1 protein-coding gene is annotated in these 1,177 nt (G+C 30.1%); it reads left to right on the top strand.

What is annotated here, in order from left to right; genetic code table 11:
* The coding region (locus tag F6K23_RS40940; RefSeq protein WP_293166996.1) for a hypothetical protein at positions 1–956 on the top strand (956 nt) is incomplete at its 5' end.
* Between the last annotated feature and the right edge of the window lie 221 nt (positions 957–1,177).

Here is a 1,177-nt window from a genome sequence, read left to right on the forward strand (position 1 = left end):
TCTTTTTTAGTACACAGATTTGGGATTATAATACTGAAAAAGAAGATATTTATTATATTTGGTTGGAAGGAAAACGGATTTTATTAGGTGAGAACCCTTACGCCAGGGTATTATCTGGAGATATGAGAGATAATGATAAATATGCTACATATTTTCCTTTGTTTTATTTGCTTTCAGCTCTAACTCAATTATTAGGATTCAAGGAATATTCAACTTGGGTTTATCTATGGCGACATATATTCCAAGTTTTTAATCTAGGAATATCACATTTAATTTTTTATCAGTTTTATAAAAACAAAACATTGATTCTTGGTCTATTTGCATCTTTGTTTTGGTATCTAAACAGATGGACAATTCATGTTAATCAAATTGCTCACATAGACTTTGTGAGTATATTTTTTTTGGTATTGTCTCTGACAATAATTCACCAGAATAAACAGTTATCACTTCTTCTTTTTGGATTGTCTTTATCATTAAAACAGATTGCTATATTTTTATTGCCTCTTTATCTAATTTGGACTTGGCAAGAATCAGAAAAAAATAAATTAGAACGTACATTTAAATCACTGCTACTAATACTAATTATTCCTATGATTACATCACTACCATTTATTATCTGGAATGCTGAAGGCTTCTTTAAATCTATTATATTCTCGGCGACAAGAAGTCCTGCTGGACATTTAGGAGTTCCTTCAATAGATGAATTAATTGGATTAGTAATACCAGAATTTGTTGGTATTAAAGCCAAGTTGCCAATGTTGCTGATTATGAGTTTAGTCTTTATCAGTGCTATTAAACGCCAAATTGGTATGTACACTAGTACTTTGCTAACCATGGCTGTATTTGTAGATTTCAATTCAGTGTTATTTCGACAATACTTATGTTGGGTTGTACCTTTTATCCCTCTAGCTATTTGTGATACGATGTGTACTAATAAGAAAAAAATTATTAAATAGAAAAAAATGTTACCAAGAGTCTTATTTTAAGTAGTTAGTAATAATCTCAACAAGAATATTTAAAATTTATTACTTAAAAAATATTTGTAGTTAACATTTAGTTAATTGATATAGCAGTACGTATTAAGGTTAGGACAAGCTAAATCGCTAAAACTTTGTCACAGTCAACTTCTGCCTTCTACCTTCTGCCTTCTGCCTTGCGCGTAGCGCTATATGCTTCA

It is taken from the genome of Okeania sp. SIO2C9 (genome assembly GCF_010672455.1).
Taxonomy (GTDB): domain Bacteria; phylum Cyanobacteriota; class Cyanobacteriia; order Cyanobacteriales; family Microcoleaceae; genus Okeania.